Origin of the sequence: Collinsella aerofaciens, assembly GCF_040915425.1 — a bacterium.
Classification (GTDB): Bacteria; Actinomycetota; Coriobacteriia; order Coriobacteriales; family Coriobacteriaceae; genus Collinsella; species Collinsella aerofaciens_BW.
On the sequence record NZ_JBCPDN010000123.1, the window covers coordinates 1 to 1,549 of the forward strand.

The 1,549-nt window shown below is 52.1% G+C and carries 1 protein-coding gene; it reads left to right on the forward strand.

Annotated features, from left to right (window positions below; all coding sequences use genetic code 11):
- The first annotated feature begins 263 nt into the window (after positions 1 to 263).
- Complete coding sequence (locus tag AB5164_RS10145) at positions 264 to 1,421, forward strand: putative endonuclease domain-containing protein (RefSeq protein WP_368143347.1); 1,158 nt, start codon at positions 264 to 266, stop codon at positions 1,419 to 1,421.
- Positions 1,422 to 1,549: the final 128 nt, after the last annotated feature.

Below are 1,549 nucleotides of genomic sequence, written 5' to 3' on the forward strand. Positions count from 1 at the left end.
ACGGTGGCCATTATTCGGTGACCGGGATTGGTCAAAATCGTTTGACTATTAGCGGCTAAAATCGCCCGGCGCTAACAAGACAGGGACCACATGCCCAAAGCTCCTTCCAGCGGTTTTCTATCACACGACGGTTTTTCGGCGGAACTCGGCATACTTTTGTCAGCATTTGGTTTGCTTCCCGTACTTACCCGCATGATGCCCCGGTAGATAATCGGCCATGCCCGCAATCCGCACGGCCTACGGTCGAAACCAGGGGAGGCCACATGGACGAAATCGTCTGCGCAAACACCGCATTCCGCTACTGGCGCTGCCCACCGCAGGTGCATGACCTCTACCCGCGCCTACCCAGCTCCGATGACGGCTGGCGGGCCCTATCCCAAGCCCCTTTCGTAACCGATGTCCTCAAGACCCCGATTATCGCTGTTGCTTCGCCAGGTTGTTGTAATCACCACTCGGGATTGCGCTCCACTATTCGCTGGGAAGGGGCTTCGGATACCGGCACAACAACCGACACTCATTTAGGCTTTAGCGTCACCAATCCGCTTAACACGTTATTTACTATGACACGCTTTGTGTCCCAAATAGATCTCGTACTGGCTATGTACGAACTTTGCGGCTGGTTTTCTGTTTTCGAGCCGACCCCCGCTGTCGAAATGCAGTTAAAAATCGCGTTAAAGGAGAATCGCAATTCCAGCACGCAGGATCTGTTCGAACTTGGAGAAGGCGAAGACGAGATTCCTTGGAAACGAGTTTATGCCCGCACAACCGTAAAGGTCCCAACAAATGAAGGCCAAACGAACAATCGCGAGGATGGAAGAGAGGTTACGAAACTCAAAGGTACTTCGCTTTGGATGAGAAAGCCACTCATCGAACTGAGCGACTTGCATCGATTCGTCGAAAAGGTCAAAAGTCAAATGTGGGGAAAGCAGTTTTATGATGCCGCTCAGCAGGTTATCGGCATTGCTGCATCTCCACTCGAGGTCGCGGGGGTCCTGCTTCTAAGTCGTTCTCGACGTCTAGGTGGTTCAGGATTCAGATACGTATACCTCAACGATTTAACCCCTCTATCCGAGGAAGCCCAAAGCATCGCAGGTCAAAAGGTTTGCTACGGTGACATCGTGATTGTAAACCCAATCCTAATGAAGGCAGCAATTATCGAAATCCAAGGTGAGGTCATCCATGGGTCAGGCGCGGTACTTGACCAAGATGCGGAGCGCATGACTGCGCTCCAGAGCATGGGTTTCGATGTGTTCCTGGTAACCCACGATATGCTTAACGACAAAAAACAGCTAGACGCCATAGTCAAAAGCGTCTGCAGTCGTTTGGGGATTCGATATAAAGCCAAATCCGAGGCAATGAAGTGCGCCGAGACGCGACTGCGAGCAAATGTTTTGTGCAACTGGTTGGAAATTGGAAATTAGCCGGCGACATGGCGCTAGAACGACCTAGTTTGCCTGCCAGTGAATTAGTTTCATTTCAAAACTATGCCGGATTACGGGTCCGGCCCCGGGCCGGCCGTCCGTGCCCTGCATTTCACGGAATGCGCAAG